Origin of the sequence: Nocardioides ochotonae (genome assembly GCF_011420305.2) — a bacterium.
Lineage (GTDB): Bacteria > Actinomycetota > Actinomycetes > Propionibacteriales > Nocardioidaceae > Nocardioides > Nocardioides ochotonae.
On the sequence record NZ_CP061769.1, the window covers coordinates 2,195,003 to 2,211,830 of the forward strand.

At 72.0% G+C, this 16,828-nt stretch carries 9 protein-coding genes; all 9 read right to left on the minus strand.

What is annotated here, in order from left to right:
* Window positions 1-27: 27 nt before the first annotated feature.
* Complete coding sequence (gene xylB, locus HBO46_RS10650; protein ID WP_166137911.1) at window positions 28-1,419, minus strand: xylulokinase; 1,392 nt, start codon at window positions 1,417-1,419, stop codon at window positions 28-30.
* 12 nt (window positions 1,420-1,431) lie between these two features.
* Entirely contained in the window at window positions 1,432-2,439 is a 1,008-nt protein-coding gene (locus tag HBO46_RS10655) for a sugar phosphate isomerase/epimerase family protein (RefSeq protein WP_166137908.1), read from the minus strand.
* A 304-nt stretch (window positions 2,440-2,743) separates the two neighbouring features.
* A complete protein-coding gene (locus tag HBO46_RS10660) occupies window positions 2,744-9,013 on the minus strand; it encodes a ThuA domain-containing protein (RefSeq protein ID WP_224768995.1) in 6,270 nt (2,089 codons plus the stop codon).
* A 155-nt stretch (window positions 9,014-9,168) separates the two neighbouring features.
* On the minus strand, window positions 9,169-10,332 hold the full coding sequence (xylA, locus tag HBO46_RS10665) for a xylose isomerase (RefSeq protein ID WP_166137905.1): 1,164 nt from the start codon (window positions 10,330-10,332) through the stop codon (window positions 9,169-9,171).
* The gene (locus HBO46_RS10670) at window positions 10,329-11,528 is read right to left on the minus strand and encodes a Gfo/Idh/MocA family protein (RefSeq protein ID WP_166137902.1); all 1,200 of its coding nucleotides are present in this window, start codon (window positions 11,526-11,528) and stop codon (window positions 10,329-10,331) included. The genes xylA and HBO46_RS10670 overlap by 4 nt, the downstream gene beginning before the upstream one ends.
* 79 nt (window positions 11,529-11,607) lie before the next feature.
* Window positions 11,608-12,678, minus strand: a complete 1,071-nt coding sequence (locus tag HBO46_RS10675) for a substrate-binding domain-containing protein (protein ID WP_166137899.1) — start codon at window positions 12,676-12,678, stop codon at window positions 11,608-11,610.
* 76 nt (window positions 12,679-12,754) lie between these two features.
* Window positions 12,755-13,864, minus strand: coding sequence for an ABC transporter permease (locus HBO46_RS10680; protein ID WP_166137897.1), 1,110 nt, complete (start codon window positions 13,862-13,864; stop codon window positions 12,755-12,757).
* Window positions 13,861-15,438, minus strand: coding sequence for a sugar ABC transporter ATP-binding protein (locus HBO46_RS10685; RefSeq protein ID WP_166137894.1), 1,578 nt, complete (start codon window positions 15,436-15,438; stop codon window positions 13,861-13,863). Before HBO46_RS10685 ends, HBO46_RS10680 begins: the two co-directional genes overlap by 4 nt.
* A complete protein-coding gene (locus HBO46_RS10690; RefSeq protein ID WP_166137891.1) occupies window positions 15,435-16,703 on the minus strand; it encodes an ROK family transcriptional regulator in 1,269 nt (422 codons plus the stop codon). Before HBO46_RS10690 ends, HBO46_RS10685 begins: the two co-directional genes overlap by 4 nt.
* Window positions 16,704-16,828: the final 125 nt, after the last annotated feature.

The window sequence follows — 16,828 nt, forward strand, 5'->3', positions numbered from 1 at the left end:
TGGGGGCCGCCGCGCGGTGCGGCTGGATCAGGTGCGGTCGCGCAGGCAGGCGTACGCCGCCCGCACCGCCGCGCCGCGCTCACGCTCCGCCTCGGGCGGCGGCGGCCGCTCCTCGAGCCCGCTGCGCGGCCATTCCGGGGGCGCGTCGGTCCCGGCGAGCGCCCACGCGGCCTGGCGGGCGGCGCCCAGCGCGACGTACTCACCGGGCGCGGGGAAGGCCACCGCCCGGCCCAGCAACCCCGGCGCCAGGGCACGCAGCGCCGCGCTGCGGGTGGCGCCGCCGACCAGGAGCACGCGGTCGGGCTCGACCCCGGAGGCCGTGACCAGCCGGTCGACGGCGTCGGCGAGGCCGCAGAGCATCGCCTCGAAGGCCGCCCTGGCGAGGTCGGCGCGGGTGGTCGCGGGGGTGAGCCCGTGCCAGACGCCCACGGCGTCGGGACGATCGGGCGTGCGCTCGCCGCCGTAGTAGGGCAGCACGGTGAGCCCGCGCGAGCCCCAGTCCGCGGAGAGGGCGAGCCGGGCGAGCTCGGCGTGGTCGACACCGAGCCAGCGCGCCTGGAGGTCCAGGATCCCGGCGGCGTTCATCGTGGTGACCATCGGCAGGAAGCCCGTGCGGGCGTCCGCGAACCCCGTCACCGTCCCGGTGCCGTCGGCCACCGGGTCACGGCTCAGCGCCGAGGCGACCCCGCTGGTGCCGATCGAGACCAGGACGTCGCCGGGCTCGAGCTCCATGCCGAGCGCCCCGCCCATGTTGTCGCCCGTGCCGGCCCCCACCACCGCCCCGCCGCAGGTGCGGGCGGCGACGGCACCGCCCGGCACCACCTCGGGCACCGCGGCCTCGTGGCCGAGGGCCGCCGCGAGCAGGTCGGGACGCCACCGCCCGTGGGCGGTGTCGAAGTAGCCGGTCCCCGAGGCGTCGCCACGGTCGGTGAACGCCCGGGTGCCCGGGGCGGCGAGGTGGCGCGAGACGTAGTCGTGCGGGAGCAGCACCTCCGCGACCCGCCCGGCGGCCGCGGGCTCGTGGTCGCGGAGCCAGCGCAGCTTGGTGGAGGTGAACGAGGCGACGAGCACGCTGCCGACCGCCTCGGCGCAGGCCTGTCCCCCACCCATCTCGGCGACCAGGTCGCGGGCGGCGGCGGCCGAGCGCACGTCGTTCCACAGCAGGGCATCGCGCACCGGCTCGCCGTCGTCTCCGAGGGCGACCATGCCGTGCTGCTGGCCGGCCACCGACACCGCGTCCGCCCGCTCCAGCAGCGGCCCCGCGGCGGCGTCGCACGCCGCGAGCCAGGCGCGGGGGTCGACCTCGGTCCCGGGCGGGTGGGGGGCCGCCCGGGACTCCACCACGGTCCCGTCGTCGGCGTCGACGAGCACCGCCTTGGTGGACTGGGTCGAGGAGTCGATGCCCAGCACGAGCGTCACGTCACGACCGCCTCACGACGAGGCCGAGAACGCGGCGTCGAAGGCGGCCGAGGGCGGGTCGAAGGCGAGGCGGCGGACGAACTCCAGCGCCTCCGGGGCGCCGACGAGGCGGTCCATGCCCGCGTCCTCCCACTCCACCGAGATCGGGCCGTCGTAGCCGATCGTGTTGAGCATCCGGAACGACGCCTCCCAGGGCACGTCGCCGTGACCGGTCGAGACGAAGTCCCAGCCCCGGCGCGGGTCTGCCCAGGGCAGGTGCGAGCCCAGCCGACCGTTGCGCCCGTTGCCGGTCTGGCGCTTCGCGTCCTTGCAGTCGACGTGGTAGATCCGGTCCCGGAAGTCCCACATGAACCCGACCGGGTCGAGGTCCTGCCACACGAAGTGGGAGGGATCCCAGTTGAGGCCGAACGCCGGGCGGTGGCCGATCGCGTCCAGGGTGGCGACGGTCGTCCAGTAGTCGTAGGCGATCTCCGAGGGGTGCACCTCGTGGGCGAAGCGGACGCCGCACTCGTCGAAGACGTCGAGGATGGGGTTCCAGCGGTCGGCGAAGTCGCGGTAGCCCGCCGCGACCATCTCCTCGGTGGCCGGCGGGAACATCGCGACGTACTTCCAGCTGGAGGAGCCGGTGAACCCGATGACGGTGTCGACGCCGAGCCGCTGCGCGGTCCGGGCGGTCAGCTTCATCTCCTCGGCGGCGCGCTGCCGCACGCCCTCCGGGTCCCCGTCGCCCCAGACCTGGGCGGGCAGGATCGCCTGGTGGCGCCCGTCGATGGGGTCGTCGCAGACGGCCTGGCCCTTGAGGTGGTTGGAGATGGCCCACGTCCTGAGGCCGTACTTCTCCAGCAGGTCGAGCTTGCCCTGCACGTAGGCGTCGTCCTCGGCGGCCTGCCAGGGGTCGAGGTGGTCGCCCCAGCACGCGATCTCGAGGCCGTCGTAGCCCCACTCGGAGGCGAGGCGGCAGACCTCCTCGAACGGCAGGTCGGCCCACTGGCCGGTGAACAGGGTGATCGGGCGTGGCATGCGTGGCTCCTCTTGCTCAGGTGGGCGCACCGCTGGGGTGCGGACAGCCGGTGGGGGTGGTGCGGACGGCGACGGCGGCGGCGCCGTCAGCGTGGGTGCGAGCCGGTGCCGGGACACAGCGCGCTGTCCCGGCACCGGTCGCGGGGACCGACGTCCCGAGGACGCCGCTCCCCCGCCCCGATGGGGGCCCGGCCACCGACCGGATCGCAGGGCCGATCCTGCGAGCGGTCGGGTGCGGCACCTCACGGCACCGCGTGGCCGGGACCCCCATCTGCGGACGTTCTCCTCTCTTCTCGTCGAGCGCCTAGAGCTGCTTCTTCAGCTGGCGCGCGACATCGGTGAGCGCCGCCTTGGCCGGGGCCTTGCGCACGCCCGCGGCGAGCGACTGGAACCTCGTCAGGGCCTGGCGCGCCTGCCGCTCCTGGCCGCGGCGATCGGCGCGCTGGGCGGCGTTCATCGCGGTGGTGAGCGAGGTGGCGAGCCGGGCACCGATCGTGTTCTCCCGGTCCAGGCGCTTGACCAGCTGCTTCGCGCCGGCGTACGTCGCGACCACCCGGAAGGTGATCGTGCGCGTCTGCCGGTTGCCGGCCTTGTCGGTGACGGTGACCGCGAGCCGGTGGGTGCCGGTGCGCAGTCGCATCGCGTCGAGACGGACCGGGGAGGTCACGACCTTGCCGTCCAGCCGGATCACGCGCGAGGCGATCCCGGAGGTGGCGTCGGTGGCCGTGACCCGTGCGGTACGCGTCGCCGCGACACTCATCTTCGTGCCCGCCGTGACGCCGGTGACCTTGATCGCCGGTGCCGTGGTGTCGATGCGGATGGTCGTGGTCGCGACCTCCGAGACCGTGCCGTCCGCGTCGGTCGCCCGGGCCTGGACCCGGGTGATGCCGTCTCGGGCGATCCGCACGGGTGCCGTGTAGGCCGTCCAGCCGCCCGTCCCGAGGCGGTACTGGAGGTTCAGCTCCCCGTTGCCGCCCGCACCCGTGAGGGCGAAGGTGACCGGCGAGGTGAACCAGCCTGCGGACCCGTTCGGGGCCGCGGGCGTCGTGGCGATGCTCACCGTCGGGGCCGGAGCCTCGTCGGTCTCCGGGACGACGACCTCGAACTCGCCGGTCGTCTCGTTGCCCGCGGCGTCGGTGGCGGTGTACGCGACCACGTGGGTGCCCGGCTCGGTGATCCGGAACGGGTCCTCGTACGCCGTCTCCTCGCCACCGTCCACCGTGTAGGTGAAGGAGGTGACCCCGACGTCGTCCGAGGCGTCCAGGACGACCGTGCCGGCACCGGTCAGGGCGAGGTCGGCGCAGGCGACGATCGCACCCTCACGGTGGAGGACCAGGGAGCGGCCCTCGATCCGCGGCGCCCACGGGACCGTGGCCGTCGCCGACGACGTTCCGTCGGCCGCCGGCTTGATCCGCGGCTCGCCGGGCTCCCAGCCCGGGTTGGTCGGCCAGAGCTCGTTCGGCGGGGTGCCTGCTCCGTCCGGGTCGTCGCGGTAGTGGCCCTCGAAGCCGCCACAGCCACCGAGGTGCAGGTGCGACTCGTAGGACGCGGCCGGGTCGAGACCGGTCAGCTCGAGCGTCGCGGTGCTCGTGTAGCCCGAGCCGTCGGCTGCGGAGACCAGGGTGGCCTCCCCACCGATGCTGCCCCCGGCGATGTCGGTGACCTCACCGGCGTACGAGCCGAGGACCGTGGCGTCGACCTGCGGCGCCGTCTCGTCCTCGCCCGGCTCCTCGCCCGGCCCGCACGGCGTGTCCGCGCCGAGGGTGAACCAGTCGAAGGAGGCGGTGATGCCGGCGCCGGCGGTGGTGTTGGCCGCTGCCAGCAGCCCGACCCGCGGGTCGGTGATGCCGCTCATGTCGAAGCCGGCCGACATCTCCGTCCAGGTCTCGCCGTCGGTGCTGTAGGAGCCGATGACGTCGGTGCCGTCCTCGCTGGTCAGTCGCAACCACACGGTGGACGGGAACTCCGCGCCGAGGCCGGAGGTGTTGGTCTCAGCGGCGGTGGCCTCGAGCTCCTTGGCGAGCTGGATGATGTTCGACGCGGCGTCCGGCTGGTCGCTGCGTCCCTGGAAGACGTGCTTGATGTAGTTGTCGTCGTCTCCGTAGATCAGCAGGCCGGCCGACTGGTAGGACCGGTTGATCGGCGCGCTGACCTTGGTGGTGACCACGAACGGGCCGTCGGGCAGGTCGGTGAGGACCAGGTCCCGGGCGGTGTTCGTGCCTTGGTAGAGATCGGTCGCCTCGAGCGGGATGTCGACCGTGCCGCCGGAGACCTCCAGGTTTCCGCTGGGCCGCACGACGTCCCAGTCGGACCCGAGGGCAGTGCCGTCGAACTGCTCGACCAGACAACCCGGCTCACACGGCACGGCCGTGTCGTCGGGGGTCAGGGTGAAGTGGTCGAAGCCGGCGGTGATGCCCGGCGAGGCGGGCTGGCTGCCCAGGGCGAGGAGCCCGACCTTGGGCGCGGTGATCCCGGCGAGGTCGCGCGTCGAGGCGACATCGGTCCAGGTCTCACCGTCGCTGCTCCACGAGCCGGCCACGACGTTGCCGTCGGTGCTGCTCAGCCGCAGCCACACGGTGTCGGGGAAGGCGGCGCCGAGGTCGGCGGAGTTGGTCTCCGTCGCGGACGCGTTGACCTCCTTGGCCATCTGGATGATGTTGTTCGCCTTGTTCGGCTCGTTGGAGCGGCCGGAGTAGACGAGCTTGAGGTAGTTGTCGTCGTTGCCGTAGATCACCAGTCCGGCCTGCTGGTAGGCACGGGTGGCCGGCAGCGTGACCTTGGTCGTCACCTCGAAGGCGCCCGACGGCAGGTCCTGCAGGACGATGTTCGGCGTCGTGTTGGTGGTCTGGTAGATGTCGGTCGCGGTGATCGGGATGTTGAGCGTCCCGCCGGCGACGGTCAGGGACTGGTCGACCCGGACGCTGCGGTTCCAGCGCTCGGTGTCGAGGGAGTCGCCCACGAAGTCGTCGGAGCGCCCGCTGAAGCAGGTGTCCGCGGCCCGGGTGACGACGATCTCGAGCGTGCGGGAGGTCTTCGCCCCGCGTGCGTCGGTGGCGGTCAGCTCCACGACGTAGCGTCCCGGCGTGGTGTAGGTGTGGCTGGGCGAGGCCTCCGTGGAGGTCGTGCCGTCGCCGAAGTCCCACGCGTAGGTGATGGGGGTGTCCCCGTCGGCGTCGCTCACCGTGCTGGTGAAGTCGACCGGCAGCGGCGCCTCGCCGTTGGTGGTGCTGGCGGAGATCGCCACGGTCGGCGGGCGGTTGTCGGTGATGCCGCGGCCGTTGAACTCCAGCCAGTTGACGTTGGCCCCGCCGGTGGTCGCGACGAAGTAGAGCTCGCCGCTGGTGTCGGTGGCGCCGGTGAACGTCGTGGAGACGTCCTGGTAGGTCTGCGCCCCGCCGGTGTTCGGCACCGAGAGGGTGCCGATGGCGGTGCCGGTCGGCGAGCCCTGGCGGACCTCGAACGTCGCGCCTGCGGTCGCCGAGGCGGCCCGCATCGTGACGCCGGTGATGCCGGTGAGGTTCATGACGTCCCAGCGGAACCAGTCGCCGGTCTCGACACCGGTGACGTTCTGGCCGCCGCCGGTGTCGGTGGTCGTCTGGACCGTGACCCCGGGCGTGCCGCCGGTCTCGCCGCCGGTGCGCCCGGTCTCGTCGAAGAACTCGGCCTCCTTGTGCTTGGTGTGCACGATGATGCCGTCGACGCCGGTCAGGGCGCCGGCGTCGCCGGCCCCGCCGTCGGTGTAGGTGGCCTTGATGGTGCCGAAGATGTTGGCACCGACGTGGCCGGAGTCGCCGGGCAGCGCGAGCGTGCCGCTGCAGCCGGTGTACTGCTCGTAGTCGTGCGAGTGCTCGTCGTGGCCCAGCCCGGGCTGGACGACCACCCGGTCGCAGTCGATGGTGCCGTCCTCGGGATCGGTGACCTCGACCTCGTAGCGCAGGTAGTCCCCGAACTCGAAGAACCCGCCATCGACCGGCAGCGTCAGCTCCACGGTCGGAGCGGTGTTGCCGGCGACGATGTCGATGTTGGTCGTGGCGGACCGGCCGCCCTCGTCGGTCACCGTCAGCCGGGCGGTGTAGTTGCCCGCCTCGGCGTAGGTGTAGGTGCCGGTGGGCGTCGTGGCGTCGGTGGTGCCGTCACCGTCGAAGTCCCACGCATAGGTGAGGCCCGTGGCGTCGCCGGTGTCGGCGTCGAAGGACGCGCTGCCGTCGAACTCGACGGTGAGTGGCGCCGGGCCCGAGGTCCGGTCCGCGGTGGCGCGGGCGACCGGAGCACGGTTGCCCTCCACGTAGTCGATCCGGTAGATGCCGGAGTCGGTGTTGTTGCCGTTGAAGCCGCTGCCCCACTCGATCATGTAGAGCGCGCCGTCCGGCCCGAACTGCAGGGCGTGCGGACGGACCATCGGCAGGTTCGGCAGGAATCGGTTGATGTCGGTGTAGTTCGTGCCGTTCTGGTTCAGCTGCACGGTGAAGAGCCGGCTGTTGTTCCAGTCCGCCCAGATCGCCTTGCGGTCGAAGTATGCGGGCCACTTGCGGTCCGAGACCAGGTCGGGGTCGAAGGAGTAGGTGCCCGACGTCATCGGGGCCCCGCTCGCGCCGATCTCCGGGGTGCCCGTGATGGAGGCGTTGTTGCTCTGCCAGATGACCGCCGGCTTGGCGGGCGGCAGGTTGGTCAGGCCCGTGTTGTGGGGCGAGTCGTTGACCAGGTTGGCGCAGTCGAAGGCCGCGCCCGCGGTGCTGTTGGCGAAGTTGTAGTCGTGGTACGGCGTGTTGTCGCCCACGCAGTACGGCCAGCCGTAGTTGCCGGGCTCGTCGAGGATGTTCCACTCGACGCGGCCGTTGGGCCCGCGGGTGGCGCTCACCGCGCCCGCGTCCGGGCCGTAGTCAGCGACCAGGATGTTGTTGTTCTGCACGTCCAGGCCGATGCGGAACGGGTTGCGGAAGCCCATGGCGTAGATCTCGGGCCGGGTCTTGTCGTCGGCGTCGGCGTCCTCGTCGAACAGGTTGCCCTCGGGGATCGCGTAGCCGCCGGCGTCCAGCGGGGTGATGCGCAGGATCTTGCCGTTGAGGCTGTTGGTGTTGCCCGAGGTCCGCTGGGCGTCCCACGCGGCGCGGTTGGGACGCTCGTCGATCGGGGTGTAGCCGTCGGAGGCGAACGGGTTGGTGTTGTCGCCGGTGGCGAGGTAGAGGTTGCCGTCGTTGTCGAACTCCAGCGACCCACCCGCGTGACAGCACTCCACGCGCTGGGTCGGGACGTCGAGGATCGTCGTCGCGGTGTCGAGCTGCAGGGTGTTGCCCGACATCGTGTAGCGCGCGACCCGGTCGATCGCCTCGTTCCCCGTCGGGGAGTAGTAGAGGTAGACCCAGTTGTTGGTGGCGAAGTCGGGGTCGAGTGCGATCCCGAGCAGGCCGAACTCCTGGCCGGTGTAGACGGGGATGGTGCCGGCGGTCACCACGGTGCCGTTGGGCAGGATGATGCGCACGGCGCCGTTGCGGTCGACGTAGAAGACCCGGCCGTCCTCGGCGATGGCGAGCTCCATCGGGTTGGAGGTGTTCTCGTCGAGCGCGACCTTCTCGAAGCTGTCCTCGAGCGTGGCGCTGCAGTCCGAGGGCAGGACACCGGCGGCGGTCTGGATCCCGCCGAGGATGTGGCCCAGGAACTTCTCGTCGGTGAACGAGGCCTCGGTGTGGCCCATGCCGGTGTACCAGCTGCGGCCGCCGTCGTAGTCCTGGCACCAGGCGATCGGGTGCTCCACGCCCATGGCGTTGCCACCCGGCGCGTAGGTGGTCTCATCCATCGAGGCCAGGACGTGCACGGCGCCGCGCGGGTTGGTGCGGTAGTTGTACCACTCGTCGGTGCGCTCCCAGCGCGGCTCGATGCCGGCGGTGGAGGGGTGCGCGGGGTCCTCGACCTTGACGGTCGCGGTCGGTGTGCCCGGAGGGTGGCTGGCGAAGTAGGAGCCGACCAGCTCGCCGTACCACGGCCAGGAGTACTCGGTGTCCGACGCCGCGTGGATGCCGGCGAACCCGCCGCCGCCCTGGATGTAGCGCTCGAACGCACCCTGCTGGGTCTCGTTGAGCACGTCACCGGTGGTGGAGAGGAAGATGACGACCTCGTACTGCGCGAGGTTCGCGTCGGTGAAGGCGGCAGCGTCCTCGGTGGCGGTCACCGTGAAGTCGTTGGCGGTGCCCAGCTGCTGGATCGCCGTGGTGGCCTCGTCGATGTTGCTGTGCCGGAACGCAGCGGTCTTGGAGAAGATCAGCGCGTCGAACTGCTCGGCCTCCCCCTCGGCTGCGGCCGCGGCGTCCATGGTCCACGGGAGCGGGACGGACTCGCGCAGGGCCTTGCTGCCCTGTTTGGCCTGCTTGCCCTTCTCCCCCTTCTGGGCCTTCGCTTGGGTGCGGTCAGAGGCCTTGGCCGACGCCGAGGGCGCCTTCTCCGGCTCCGTGGCTTGGGCCGCCGGGGCGCTGAGGCCCAGACCGACCGTGGCTGCCAACGGCAGCGACACGACCGTGGCCAGGGTCGAGCCCAGCGCGGTGCGCGAGCCCTTCCTCAGCCGCGTGATGAGCTGATGCATCACGTTCTCCTTCGTTGATGACGACATGCGCTGCGGCGGTTCCGGGGCGGGTCCCCGGGCGTTCGGCCCCTGGCGGTGCTGGTCGTGCGGTGCTGCTGGTGCTGCGGTGCTGCTGGTGGGTCGGTGGGTGGCGGGTGGATGTCGGGCGCGCGGCGTCAGCGGACGCCGAGCAGGTGCTCCATCGCGAGCTGGTCGAGGGCCTCCAACGCGGTGCTGCGCTCGGCGAGCGCCCCCACGTCGTACGTCGCGTCGCGCAGGTCGGCCAGCTGCTCGTCCGCGCCCAGGGTGGGCCGGTCCAGCTCGCCGACCTCGGCCGCAGCCATCGCCTCGGCGACCGCAGGGTCGGCCCGGAAGGCCAGGGCACGCTCGCGCAGGATCAGGTAGTTGCGCATGCAGGCCCGCGCGGCCTCCCAGACGCCGTCCACGGCCTCGACGCGCGGGGTCTTGAAGTCGAAGTGCACGTAGCCGTCGTAGGCGTCCCCGGTCCCGCTGCCCAAGAGGGTGTCGACGGTCCAGAAGGCGCCGCGCAGGTTCCCGGCGCCGAAGCGCAGGTCCTGGTCGAAGCGCGGCCCGTGCTGACCGTTGAGGTCGATGTGGAAGAGCTTGCCGTGCCACATCGCCTGCGCGATGCCGTGGGCGAAGTTCAGCCCGGCCATCTCCTCGTGGCCGACCTCGGGGTTCAGCCCGACCATCTCCGGCCGGTCGAGCTCGCTGATCAGGGCGATCGCGTGACCGATCGTCGGGAGCAGGATGTCGCCCCGCGGCTCGTTGGGCTTCGGCTCCAGGGCGAACCGCAGGGAGTAGCCCTGCTCCTGGACGTAGGCGCAGAACGTGTTGAGCGACTCCTTCATCCGGTCCAGGGAGGCACGGATGTTCTTCCCTCCCCCGTGCTCGGCGCCCTCGCGGCCGCCCCACAGCACGAAGGTGTCGGCCCCGAGGCTCGCTGCCAGGTCGATGTTGCGCAGCACCTTCTGGGTGGCGTAGCGGCGTACCTCGCGGTTGTTCGCGGTGAGCGCGCCCTCCTTGAACACCGGCGGGCCGAACAGATTGGTCGTGACCATCTCCACCCGCATGCCAGTCTCGGCGAGCGCCTTGCGGAAGCGGTCGAGGGTGCGCTCACGGTCGTCGTCGTCGGGCAGCAGGTCGTCGTCGTGGAAGGTCACGGCCGCGGCCCCGAGCTCGGCGAGCCTGTAGGTGGACTCGACGGGGTCGAGCCGCGGCCGGCTCGCCGGACCGAAGACGTCGACGCCCTCCCATCCGACGGTCCACAGGCCGAAGGAGAACTTGTCCTCGGGTTGGGGGGTGTGGTCGGTGCTCATGCGGTGGTCTCCTGCCACTGGCGGGTGTGGGAGCTCGTCTCGACCGCGGCCAGCACGCGCTGGACCTGCAGGCCGTCGGCGAACGACGGGGTGGGCTGCTCGCCCGCGGCCAACGCCCGGACCAGGTCCACGACCTGGTGGGTGAAGGCGTGCTCGTAGCCGAGGCCGTGGCCGGCCGGCCACCAGGCCCCGACGTAGGGGTGCTCGGGCTCGGTGACGAGGATCCGGCGGAAGCCCGCGGTCTCGGCCGGCTCGGTGGCGTCGAAGAGCTGGAGGACGTTCATGTCCTCGAAGTCGAAGGCGAGCGACCCGAGCGAGCCGTTCACCTCGAGGCGGATGGCGTTCTTGCGCCCGTAGGCGAAGCGGGTCGCCTCGAAGACCCCGAGCGCGCCGCTGGCGAACGAGGCGAGGAAGACCGCGGCGTCGTCCACCGACACCGGACCGGTCTCACCGCTCGCCCCGCCGCCCCCGAGGGTCCCCGCCGTCGACTCGGCGGCGACCGGGCGCTCGTGGACGAAGGTCTGCAGGTGGCCCGAGACCGACGCGATCCGGTCGCCGGTGATGAACTGGGCGAGGTCGACGATGTGGGCGCCGATGTCGCCGAGGGCCCCCGAGCCCGCCTGCTTCTTGTCCAGGCGCCAGGACAGGGGCGCCGAGGGGTCGGCGATCCAGTCCTGCAGGTACTGCGCGCGGACCTGGCGGATCTCCCCCAGCCGGCCGTCGGCGACCAGCTTGCGCGCCAGCGCGACGGCCGGCACCCGACGGTAGGTGAAGCCGACCATCGCCATGACCCCGGACGCGGCGGCCCGCTCCGCCGCGTCCGTCATGGCCTCGGCCTCGGTCACGCTGTTGGCCAGCGGCTTCTCGCACAGCACGTGCTTGCCGGCCTCGAGCGCGGCGACGGCGACCTCGGCGTGGGTGTCGCCGGGGGTGCAGATGTCGATCAGGTCGACGTCGTCGCGTTGGACCAGCTGACGCCAGTCGGTCTCCGTCTCGGACCACCCGAGCCGGTCGGCGGCGGCGCCGGCCCGGGTCGCGTCGCGCCCGCAGACGACCTGCATGACGGGGTGCAGCGGCAGGTCGAAGAAGCGGGGCGCGGTGCGCCAGGCATGGGAGTGCGTGGCGCCCATGAAGGCGTGCCCGACCATGCCGACGCGAAGCGTCGAGGGGTCCGCTGAGGAGGGAGGGTGGGTCATCGGCTTTCCTGACTCGTTTCGTCCGGAGGGATGCGGGCTCGGGGCGACGACGCCGACCTGCGGCGCTGGCCGTCGTCGCTCAGGACTCGAAGGCGGTGTCGAGGTACTGGTCGACGTTGTCGGCCGTCACGACCGGCGCGTAGAGCTGGACCTGGCGGGGCACCTCGACCTCGACGAGGTCGGAGACCGCGCGGTCCTGGGCCAGCAGCCGGGCCAGCTTGAGGCCGTCGGCGCCCTGGGTGGAGGGGTAGATGACGGTCGCCTTCAGCACGCTGTCGCCGTCCTTGATGGCGCGCATCGCGTTGGCCGACCCGGCGCCGCCGACCATGATGAACTCGTCACGGTTGGCGTTCTCGATGGCAGCGAGGACCCCGACGCCCTGGTCGTCATCGTGGTTCCACACCGCGTCGATCTTCGGCTCGGCCTGCAGCAGGTTGGACGCTGCCTCCTCGCCGCCCTCGACGGTGAAGTCGGCCGCCACCCGGTTGTCGACGTCGAGACCGCACTCGGCGAGCGCGTCCTTGAAGCCACGGCTGCGGTCCTGGGTCAGCGGCAGCGAGTCGATGCCCGCGATCTCGGCGACCACCGCACCCGCCTTGTCCCCGACCTGCTCGCAGATGTAGGTGCCCGCCGAGACACCCATGCCGTAGTTGTCGCCCAGGACGGTGACCCGGGCGGCATTGGGGTCGCTGAACTCGCGGTCGACGTTGACGACCGGGATGCCGGCGTCCATGGCCTTCAGGGCGACCTTGGTCATCGCCGCACCGTCGAAGGGCAGCAGCACGATCGCGTCCACGCCCTCGTTGATGAAGGTCTCGACCTGCTGGATCTGCACGTTGACGTCGTTGGTGCCGGTGGCGACCTTGAGCTCGACGTCGTCGTACTGGCCGGCGACCTGCTCGGTCGCCTCGGTGATCGAGGCCATCCAGCCGTGGTCGGCCGCGGGGGCGGAGAAGCCGATGACGACGGTGTCGCCCGCCTCGTCGTTGGATCCCGCCTCGGCCTGCGCCGAGCCGCCGCCGCGCTCGTCGCCGTCGTCCTCGGCCTCGTTGCTGGTGCACGCGGACATGGCGAGGACGGCCACGACCGCGACGCCGCTGCCGACGATCCTGGTCGGGGTGGACCTCTTCTTCAGTGACTTCACGGTCATGGCGGGTGCTCCTTGGATCTGGTGTGGATGTGTCGGGGAGGGTGCTGCGGTGGCCGCCGCCCGAGAAGGCGGTCGATCAGGTGGTGCTCTTGCGAGACGCCAACCACTGCTGGAGCAGGACGGCGGCGACGATCACGGCGCCCTTGAGCACGGACTGCTCCGAGGAGTCGCGCTGGTTCTGGATGAACACGTTGGTGAGGGTCGTGAAGATCAGGACGCCCAGGACGGTGCCGGTGATGGTGCCGCGGCCGCCGGCGAGGAGGGTTCCGCCGATCACCACGGCGGCGATGACGTCGAGCTCGATGAGCGTGCCGTGCGTGGAGGTGCCGGTGGTGGTGCGGGCCACGAGCATCAGTGCCGCGATGCCGCAGCAGATGCCGACCAGCACGTAGAGCAGGACGGTGTGGCGCCGCACGTTGATGCCGGCCAGGCGGGCGGCCTCGGGGTTGCCGCCGACGGCGAAGGTGCGACGCCCGAACGTGGTGCGGTTGAGCAGCACCCACCCGACGACCGCGACGAGGGCGAAGAGATAGATGGAGAAGTCGATGCCGAGGTAGTCGGAGGCGAACACGTCGGTGAAACCGTCGACGTCGACGATCTGGGTCTTCTTGTCGGACAGGATCTCGGCGAGTCCGCGCGCGGCGATCAGCATGGCGAGGGTCGCCACGAACGGCACGATCCGTCCGTAGGACACCAGCAGCCCGTTGACCAGGCCGCAGCCCGCGCCGACCGCCAGGGCGACGAACACCATCACCAGCCAGTGGTTGTCGCGCGCCATCGTCTGGGTGGCCAGCGTCGTGCACCACACCGAGGACAGGGCGAGGATCGCGCCGACCGAGAGGTCGATGCCGCCGCCGGTGATCACGAACGTCATGCCGACGCTGAGCACACCGACCACCGCCGCGCCGCGCAGGATGGTCAGCGCGTTGTCGCTGTTGGCGAAGTTGCTGCCGGCGGTGAGCGCACCGACGACACAGATCACCACCAGGGCGACGACCAGCCCGAGGATGCGGAAGAAGCCGACGGCGGAGAGCCACTGGAGGACCCCCTGCCCTCGCGACCTCGTCGTCGGGTCGTCGACGACCATGGTCTGGTGGGAGGCGGTGCCGGCGGGCGGCACGCCCTCACCCGCCGCGGAGGGAGACTCGCGGTCCTTCGACGACGAGGCCTGCACGTGCTCGGTCATGCGGGTGCTCCTTCCATCACCAGGTCGAGGACCTGTGACTCATCGATGTCGGCGGCGGCGGCCTCGTGGACCACCCGGCCCTCCCGGACCACCAGCACCCGGTCCGCCAGGCCGAGCACCTCCTCCACCTCGCTCGAGACCACGACCACGGCGACCCCGGAGTCGGCCAGACCGGCGATCAACCGGTAGATCTCGGAGCGGGCCCCGACGTCGACCCCGCGGGTCGGCTCGTCGAGGAGCAGCACCCGGCAGCCCCGCAGCAGCCACCGGGCGAGGACGACCTTCTGCTGGTTGCCGCCCGACATGGTGCGCACCACGCGGTCCACGTCGGCCGGCCGTACGTCGAGGGACCGGGTGAGCTCGGCGGCGCGCCGGCGCTCGTCGCGGCTGGCGAGGAAGCCCAGCTTGGAGAACTCGTGCAGCGAGGAGACGGTGATGTTGCGATAGACGGTCTCGTCGAGGAGCAGGCCCTGGCTCTTGCGCTCCTCCGGGGCCAGCCCGACCCCGGAGCGCACCGCCTGGGTGACCGAGCCGCGGCGCAGCTGGCGCCCGTCGACCCGCACGGTCCCGGCGCTCGCGCGGCGCGCGCCGTACAGCGTCTCAAGGATCTCGGTGCGCCCGGACCCGACCAGCCCGGCGAGGCCGACCACCTCCCCGGCGTGCACCGTCAGGTCGACGCCGGAGAAGACCCCGGCCAGCGCCAGCCCCTGGACCTCCAGCACCACCGGCTGCTCATCGACGGGCGGCGGCTTGCGCGGCGGGAAGACGTACTCGATCGAGCGGCCGGTCATCAGCCGGATCAGCTCGGAGGTGGGGGTGTCGAGGGCGGGCAGACCGGTGGCGACCGTGCTGCCGTCCTTGAGGACGGTGATCCGGTCGCCGATGCGGCGGATCTCCTCGAGGCGGTGGGAGATGTAGACGACCGCCACGCCCTCGGCGGTGAGCCCGCGGATGACCCGGAACAGGTTGTCGACCTCGCCGTGGTCGAGCACCGCCGACGGCTCGTCGAGGATCAGCAGCCGGGTCGAGTGGCTGAGGGCGCGGGCCATGCTGACGATCTGCTGGCCCGCCGGCGACAGCTCGGCGACCAGCCGCGAGGCCGGGATCTCGCCGTGGCCGAGGCGTTCGAGCAGTTGCTGGGCCATGCGCTGCGCCTGCTTGCGGCGGATCAGGCCGGCCGTGGCGACCTCGTGGCCGAGGAAGATGTTCTCGGTCACCGAGAGGCCGGGCACCAGGTCGAGCTCTTGGTAGATCGTGCTGATCCCGGCCTTGATGGCGGCCTGAGGGGTGCTGAGCCGGACCTCCTCGCCGTCCCACCAGATCGTGCCCTCGTCGGGCTGGTACGCCGCGGAGAGGACCTTCATCAGCGTGGACTTGCCGGCGCCGTTCTGGCCGAGCAGGCAGTGCACCTCCCCGGCGCGCACGTCGAGGTCCACGCCGTCGAGGGCGCGGACGGAGGAGAACTGCTTGACGACGCCGGTCATCCGGAGCAGCACCTCGCCGGGCTGGCTCGCGGGCCGGTCGGTGCCGGCGGCCGACTGGCCTGAGGGGGACGACGGGGTCGGCGCGGTCATGCGACCACCTCTCCTACGGGACCAGCGGGGTGGGGGCGTCGGGCGATGATCGAGGGGGCGGCGAAGACCGGGTCGAGCGCGGCCATCGCTCCCCCGCGCACGGCGGCGGCGAAGCCCATGGTCGAGATCTCCACGCGGGTGCCGCCGGCGTCGACGGCGAGCACGCCGGCGCCGATCTCGCGCTCCACCGCGTCGCGCATGTGGTGGCCGACCGCGGAGTAGTAGCCGCTGAGCACGATCGCGGCGGGGTTCAGGGCGTTGGCGAGGATGGCGGCTCCGACCCCGACCCAGGTGCCGACCTGCTCGAGCGCGTCGAGGGTGCGGGCGTCGCCGAGGTCGGCGCGGCGGTTGATCTCCGCGAGGCGCTCGTCGAGGCCGAGCGCCGGGTTCCGGATCGGGTCGTGGGGCTCCGCGACCAGCTCGAGCAGGGCCCGCAGCCCGCTCACGGTCTCCCAGCAGCCGGTGCGCCCGCAGCCGCAGGTCCGACCCCGCGGCTGGACGATGATGTGGCCGAACTCCCCGGCGTACCCGTGGCGACCGCGGAGCAGACGGCCGTCGGCGACGATCCCGCCCCCGACCCCGACCTCGCCGAAGATCACCAGGATGTCCTGGCGGTCCGCGACGCCCGGGGTGGCCTCGGCCGTCGCGGCGAGGTTGCCCTCGTTGTCGATGCGCACGGGGAACGACCCGTCCAGCCGGTGGCGGATGAGCTCGCCGACCGGCACGTCGAACCACCCGAGGTTGGGCCCGTGCGTCAGCAGGTCGCGCCGCCGGTCGACCAGCCCCGCGACGCCGACGGTGAGGCCCGCGGGGCAGCGGTCGCCGCCGTCGAGCTCCGCGACGGTCTCGTTCACCAGGCGCACGAGGTGGTCGATGACGACCTCGGCGCCGAGGGCCCGCGCGTCGAGAGCCAGCCGGTGCTCGCCGACGGTGCGACCGGCGAGGTCGAGGGCGAGCACGGAGACGTGGTTGACGTTCACCTCGGCGCCGAGGCCGTAGACGCGGGACCCGTCGAGCTCGACCGCCGTGCTGGGCCGGCCGACGCTCGCGCGCTGCACCTTGCCCTCGCGGACCAGCCCGCGCTCGGCCAGCTCCGAGACCAGCGTCGACACCGTCGAGCGAGTCATCCCGAGCTCGGAGGCGAGGGTGGCGCGTGAGCGCGGACCGTGGTCGCGCAGCCAGCGCAGGACGAGTCCGAGGTTCGCGCGCCGCAGGTCGAGGTGGTCGACACTCTGCGCCGAAGCGGGGGCATCGAGCGAGGTCATCGTCGCCCTCCTGCCTGGCCCGTGAGGCCGCTGTGATCGCCGTCACACGTTTGTTGAGGCGACGCTCAAACTAAAGGCGAGGAGAGCGCTCCCACAACCGCCCTTGGGGCGGAATACCGCACCCA

Excerpts from the sequence above, each read along its gene's own strand:
- HBO46_RS10655 (WP_166137908.1), bottom strand. The coding sequence starts at position 2,439 with ATGCCACGCCCGATCACCCTGTTCACCGGCCAGTGGGCCGACCTGCCG.
- HBO46_RS10660 (WP_224768995.1), bottom strand. The coding sequence starts at position 9,013 with ATGCATCAGCTCATCACGCGGCTGAGGAAGGGCTCGCGCACCGCGCTG.
- xylA (WP_166137905.1), bottom strand. The coding sequence starts at position 10,332 with ATGAGCACCGACCACACCCCCCAACCCGAGGACAAGTTCTCCTTCGGC.
- HBO46_RS10670 (WP_166137902.1), bottom strand. The coding sequence starts at position 11,528 with ATGACCCACCCTCCCTCCTCAGCGGACCCCTCGACGCTTCGCGTCGGC.
- HBO46_RS10675 (WP_166137899.1), bottom strand. The coding sequence starts at position 12,678 with ATGACCGTGAAGTCACTGAAGAAGAGGTCCACCCCGACCAGGATCGTC.
- HBO46_RS10680 (WP_166137897.1), bottom strand. The coding sequence starts at position 13,864 with ATGACCGAGCACGTGCAGGCCTCGTCGTCGAAGGACCGCGAGTCTCCC.
- HBO46_RS10685 (WP_166137894.1), bottom strand. The coding sequence starts at position 15,438 with ATGACCGCGCCGACCCCGTCGTCCCCCTCAGGCCAGTCGGCCGCCGGC.
- HBO46_RS10690 (WP_166137891.1), bottom strand. The coding sequence starts at position 16,703 with ATGACCTCGCTCGATGCCCCCGCTTCGGCGCAGAGTGTCGACCACCTC.